Origin of the sequence: Acinetobacter sp. SM1B, from assembly GCF_003289665.1 — a bacterium.
Lineage (GTDB): Bacteria > Pseudomonadota > Gammaproteobacteria > Pseudomonadales > Moraxellaceae > Acinetobacter > Acinetobacter schindleri.
Map to the genome: position 1 here is coordinate 1769593 of NZ_QMBM01000001.1, position 5588 is coordinate 1775180.

Genomic DNA, 5588 nt, shown 5'->3' on the forward strand with positions numbered 1-5588 from the left:
AATTATATCGCTAAAAAAGCCTTTACAGATAGGTTTGTGCAACAAAGCCCTGTGCATGGAGAACACTCAGAATGATGAGTATTTGTAAATACTGGTTAGGGAGATTAAAAAGAGAATTATATAAGAATTGAATCAAAAAATATCCAGATTATTTCTAATAAAATCATTCAGTGAAAGATTAATTCATTATTTATTTGATTAGATTCATATTATTTTAAAAAATAAAAAAGCTGGTCAAATGACCAGCTTTTTTCAAGCTATCGTATTTTTAAGCAGCATAAGCTTTTGCCATTAAGGCTTCAATATCTTCCACAGTTTTGACCACTTTGGCAGTTAATACTAATGGGCCATTTTGAGTCGCAACCACATCGTCCTCAATACGAATTCCGATGCCACGCCATTTTGGATCAACTGTTTCATCATCAGGTGCAATATACAGGCCCGGTTCTACAGTCACGACCATACCTTCTTCATAAGAACGCCATTCACCATTTGTCTTATAAGCACCGACATCATGTACGTCCATGCCCAACCAGTGTCCAGTACCATGCATATAGAACTGGCGGAAACTTTCGGTTTCGATAATTTCCTCAATCTTGCCCTGCATAATACCTAAGTCCAGCAAACCTTGAACCAGAATTCGCACTGCCACATTGTGTGGTTCTTTATAGGAGTTGCCGATCTGAACTGCATTGATCGCAGCAATCTGTGCATCAAGCACGATGTTATAAAGTGCTTTTTGTTCAGGACTGAATTTACCATTTACCGGGAAAGTACGGGTAATGTCGGATGCATAGAACTGATATTCACAGGCTGCATCAATCAGCACCAGATCACCGTCTTTCAGTTCTTTGTCATTTTCCACATAGTGCAGGATGCATGCATTTTCACCGCCACCGACAATACTGTTATAAGAAGGTACACAGCCATTTTTGCCAAATACATAGTTCAGCTCTGCTTCCAGTGCATATTCCATCATGCCCGGACGTACAGTCTGCATCGCTCTGGTATGTGCTTCCGCAGAAATATCTGAAGCGATCTGCATCAGTTCAATTTCATTGGCATTTTTATGCAGACGCATTTCATCAACAATACGGTCTAACTGAACGATTTGAGCAGGTGCAGATTTTCCTCGACGGCTTTCACCACTGGCTTGTGCAATCCATTTCGCGACACGCGCATCAAACTCTGCACTATGGCCGACCCGGTAGAATAATTTGTCCTTGTTTTGCAATTTTTCCAGAATTTCCTCATCAAGCAGATCAATCGCATAAGCTTCATCTGCCTCATAGTCATCGACAGCACCATCCACCCCGGCACGATAACCATTCCAGATTTCCATCTCGCGGTCACGTTCACGACAGAATAGACTGTAGGTATAACCTTCTTCTTCGCTGTCAAAGGTTTCGATTACAGCCACAGCTTCTGGTTCAGCAAAGCCCGTCAAATAAAAGAAACTGCTATCGGCACGATATTTATAGTCAGCATCACGGTTACGCAGGGCCACTGGGCTGGTGGCTATAATGGCAATACTGCGTAGTCCCATTTCCCCGGCGAGGATATCACGACGTTCCTGAAATTCTGCTTTTGTCAGTTTCTTCATTGGTCCTTACTTCTTATATCAATGCTGTTCTTGAATATGATTTGATACCGGAATAAGCCAGAGAATGACTGGACTTATTCTGGTTTTTTTAAAGCTAAATAGCTATAGTTCAGCTTGGGCGATGTGGTGAGAAAATTTCAACTACAGATTGTGCCTGAGCTGGATCCGTAGACTCAGTTTTTACTTTAGCTGTAAAACGTTTCAAAAGTGGCGTTTCCTCAACTTCAACTTTTTTACGACCTACAGACAAGCTCACTGGAATCAGACGTACAAATTCGTACAACTCCAGATAGCTTTCCTCACCTTCAGCATCGTCGTCAGAATCTTCAAATTCAACTGCTGCAACATCTTGTAAATGTTCAATCAGTTCCATTTCATCATCACGAATATGACCTGTTGCCAGCCCAAAACCAAGGACTACACCGGCACACCAGTCTGCCAATGCCTGCACACGTTCTGCGAGGCTATGCTCGTCATCCGGAAGTAATGGAAGATAATCCAGCTCATCTTCAGAAAGTGAGTGAAATACGTCTTCTGCTTCACCTGTTAGTAATTCCAATGCTTCAGCATCCAGCTCAGGGACATCTAAAGTTTCCAGAATCTGTAACCATTCTTCGCTACTCGGCGCCTGGGTCACACAAACAATACCAGTAAGCAAACCATGAAGTTCGCTTGGGCTGGAAATTTCCTCAATTGAAGAAAAATTGCGGTGCCAATCTGACCAACCTGAAATATCGTCTTGCATTCGTTTATCCAATCTCTATACTGCTTATATATTACCTTTGTTTGCAATACTGTGCGACCTCGATATGTTAGAAGAATTACAGCGTCTACAAGTGCATATTGGCGTTTTAAAAACGCGCCTTGCACATCTGGAGAACGAAAACTCCAGCCTGCTTGAAGAACAGGACTCCTCTCTGAGTCAGCATCAAGCCGAAATCATTCAAAAAAACAGCATTATTAGCCAAAAACAACAAGAAAATGACAGTTTAACTGAGCAGTTAGCTGAGTCTCGCTCGCAATATCAACAGCTTAATAATGATGCAACTGCACTTGCAGACCGGTATGGCCGTCTGGAAAAAAGCTGCACCGATCTGAAAAACCGTTTTCAGGAAATTCTGGCTGAGCGTAATGAACTGCGTGCTTTGAAAGAAAAGCTGCTGAATGAACAGCAACAGGCGCGTCAGGAAATTCAACGCCTGCATCAGGAAACTGAGCGTCTGACCCAGAAGAATGAACATGCTAAAGCCAAGGTTGAAGCGATTATCCAGCGTCTGGCAATTCTGGGCACAGCTCAAGATCATCATGCACAGGAAATTCAGCAATTGGCCCATCCGACTGAAACGACTGAGGAAGCGTCAACATGAGCGAACAGATTGCTATTGATTTAAGAGTAATTGGCCACAGTTTCCGTCTGGCCTCCACAGCAGATCAACGCGAAGAACTTGAACGTGCAGCGCAACTATTGAATGACAAATACGATGAATTTCGCCGCAAAGCACCTCGTATGGAACCAAGCAAACTGGTGATTATGGTAGCGCTAGAACTGATGCAGGAAGTATTGAGCATGAATAAATCACTGCAACAATATGCCCACTGCGAACGTTTGTTACAAACTATTTTAGAAGAAGTTGAAGAACTGACTGAATAAGCAGACTTTTTGTTTAAACTTCATTCAATCAATGGTCAAGTTTACAGTTCCAACACAGCATAGAGTTGCCACATAAACTTTATCGTTTATACTAAGTCTAACTCTGGGATGTTCGCCAGCGGGTCTATTCCCCTGCCGATACTTAAACTTATGGATTGCGTTCTGTATATTTAGAGTGTATGCCCACCTTCGAGTGGGAAACCCAGCAAGTATACGTCGCGTCCACCTTGAACTCATCGGGTTCAGGGTAACGACACATGCAGCGGCATCTTCGGAGTGTTTTATTTTTTAAGAATATGAGCAATTCAATTCTTGGCAGCATTATAAAAACATTTTAATTTTCAAAATCTAATCTTATTTAACACTATCTTTTATTCAATTAGCTTGATTTCACGAGCCAATTCACCCTCCATTTCAGGTAACACTTTTTGTAAAAATTGAATGGTCGCGGTTGCCTCTTGTACAGAAATCACTTTTACCTTTACCAGCTGTCGCTGCATTTCCAGAATTCTACTTACTTCTCTTAGGTCTGGTTTTCTGCCTTGGCTGAGATGATTCGAAATATCTGCCAATTGCATATAGAGATCATCACGCTTCTGTATGATTTGCTGATTCTGTTGTGCAATTTTCTGCTCATTTTCAAGCATAGGAGTTGGATCAGGTAGCTGTGATTCTTGCTGGATCAAGACAGGCTGTTCATCCAAACTCGAGTGTTCTGCTTTTGCAATACTGTCTTCATCTTTCATTAAAAGAAGCATCAGTGCTAAACCACTGAAGAAGATCATTGCAATACCGATGATCATATTTTTATTGTTATTCAGCATTTCGCATTTATCCTAAAAATTCATATTAAAACAGCAGAGAGATTCTCTACTGTTTTAACATTTTTATTTTTATAGGGTAGACCAGTCTTTAGGTGCATAACCAATACGAACCCGTTGCGGATGATTGCCTACAGGCACACTCATCACTTTATTGCCTGTAGCAAAATCAATCACTGTCACTACATCTGTTTCACTTTCAGAAATGACACAGTTTTTGCCATCTGGGCTTAGGGTAGCCCAATATGGTTTACCGGCTGGAATTAAAGGACCGGCTGTTAAGGTTTTACGATCCACAATGGTGGCGTAGTTATCCATCGTCCCTGCAACACAGAGTTTTTCACCATCGCCACTAATTGAAAGTCCGTGGTGGCGGGAATCATTGACCCATTTGGTACGATCACTTGGAATCGTACTGCTGCCTGGCAGCTGACCGATACGGGTAATTTTGTCCTGATTTAGGTCATATTCAATCAGACCATTAAAAAAAGAGACCTGCGCATAGATTTTGCTTTCATCCTTACTCAAAACCATTGGACGAACTGAATTGGACAAATCTTTACGCCCAAATTTATCTAAAGCTGGCCGGAAATCAATTTTCTTTAAAACCTTAAAAGTATTTGCATCGGCAATAGTGATAAAACGTTTACCCTTAGTAAAGTCCTGCCATTGGGCATCCATGGATGTTTCGACATTACCGATTGCATAATTCAGGATTTTATTTCCACTATTAAAATAGATATTTTCATGGGGTTTATCCCCTGTGGCGAAGCGTCCTAATTCTTTGCCCGTATTAATATCCAGGACATGTACCACATTGCCCGAAGATGCAGAAACAGCCACGTGCTGTCCATCCGGTGAAACTGCCATATGGTCTGCCCGGAAGCCTTCGACTGGTGTACGCCAGTTAATTTTGCCAGTTTTAATATTAATTGATACCACATCGGCGAAACTTGGACGTGAAGCCACAACGGACTGACCGTCTGGTGTGGAATACATATCATCTACCAGCTGATCATTACCTTCCCCTGCCGTCGCCTGGATATAGGTATAAGCAATCAATTTGATTGGATTAAGATGGATCTCAAGTAAGCGCTCTTTGCGATCCGGAATCATATTAATCACTCCGACTTTACCAAAATCACCTGACGGACGGATCACCGTGACTGTACCATCCCAGTTATTACCGACAAAAAAAACCTGTTGTGTATTCGGTGGTGCGGGCAAGTTAGGCAATGCAGCATAGCTTAATCCTGCCAGCATGCTACCGAGACCAAAAAATAGTTGCGTAAACTGTGTTAATGGCTTGATTTTGTTATTCATATCATTCAATCCTGGATTTTTTTATATTATTCTTAAGTTGAGTTTTAGCTCTTCAACCAGGACAAAACTTTAAGCTGTTCCAATATACAAAGGTATTTGGATTGTTGGGGAAGTTTCCGATAAATAAATTAATTCTATGTATATTAGGGCGTGTCCTCATTTGAAGAATTGGTTTTAAATACTTAAAATC

The 5588-nt window shown here is 41.5% G+C and carries 6 protein-coding genes and 1 other RNA gene; 3 read left to right on the forward strand and 4 right to left on the reverse strand.

Annotated features, from left to right (window positions below):
- Positions 1-268: 268 nt before the first annotated feature.
- On the reverse strand, positions 269-1603 hold the full coding sequence (gene pepP / locus C8322_RS08540) for a Xaa-Pro aminopeptidase (protein ID WP_111810512.1): 1335 nt from the start codon (positions 1601-1603) through the stop codon (positions 269-271).
- Between the two features lie 109 nt (positions 1604-1712).
- Positions 1713-2348 carry a UPF0149 family protein gene (locus C8322_RS08545; protein WP_005221317.1) on the reverse strand — a complete coding sequence of 212 codons (636 nt, stop codon included), beginning with the start codon at positions 2346-2348 and terminating at the stop codon, positions 1713-1715.
- 64 nt (positions 2349-2412) lie between these two features.
- On the opposite strand from C8322_RS08545, the gene C8322_RS08550 reads away from it, so the two are divergent.
- The 3 genes from C8322_RS08550 to ssrS all read left to right on the forward strand — a co-directional run bounded on the left by C8322_RS08550 (position 2413) and on the right by ssrS (position 3536).
- Positions 2413-2970 carry a hypothetical protein gene (locus C8322_RS08550; RefSeq protein ID WP_111810513.1) on the forward strand — a complete coding sequence of 186 codons (558 nt, stop codon included), beginning with the start codon at positions 2413-2415 and terminating at the stop codon, positions 2968-2970.
- Complete coding sequence (locus C8322_RS08555; protein ID WP_004810731.1) at positions 2967-3254, forward strand: cell division protein ZapA; 288 nt, start codon at positions 2967-2969, stop codon at positions 3252-3254. The genes C8322_RS08550 and C8322_RS08555 overlap by 4 nt, the downstream gene beginning before the upstream one ends.
- Positions 3255-3351: 97 nt before the next feature.
- A non-coding RNA gene (gene ssrS, locus C8322_RS08560) (6S RNA) lies at positions 3352-3536 on the forward strand.
- An 89-nt stretch (positions 3537-3625) separates the two neighbouring features.
- On the opposite strand, the gene C8322_RS08565 is transcribed toward ssrS, so the two are convergent.
- The gene (locus tag C8322_RS08565) at positions 3626-4078 is read right to left on the reverse strand and encodes a hypothetical protein (RefSeq protein ID WP_005221315.1); all 453 of its coding nucleotides are present in this window, start codon (positions 4076-4078) and stop codon (positions 3626-3628) included.
- 69 nt (positions 4079-4147) lie between these two features.
- Positions 4148-5338: a YncE family protein gene (locus tag C8322_RS08570; protein WP_228156256.1), complete on the reverse strand. Its 1191-nt coding sequence runs from the start codon at positions 5336-5338 to the stop codon at positions 4148-4150.
- Positions 5339-5588 lie beyond the last annotated feature (250 nt).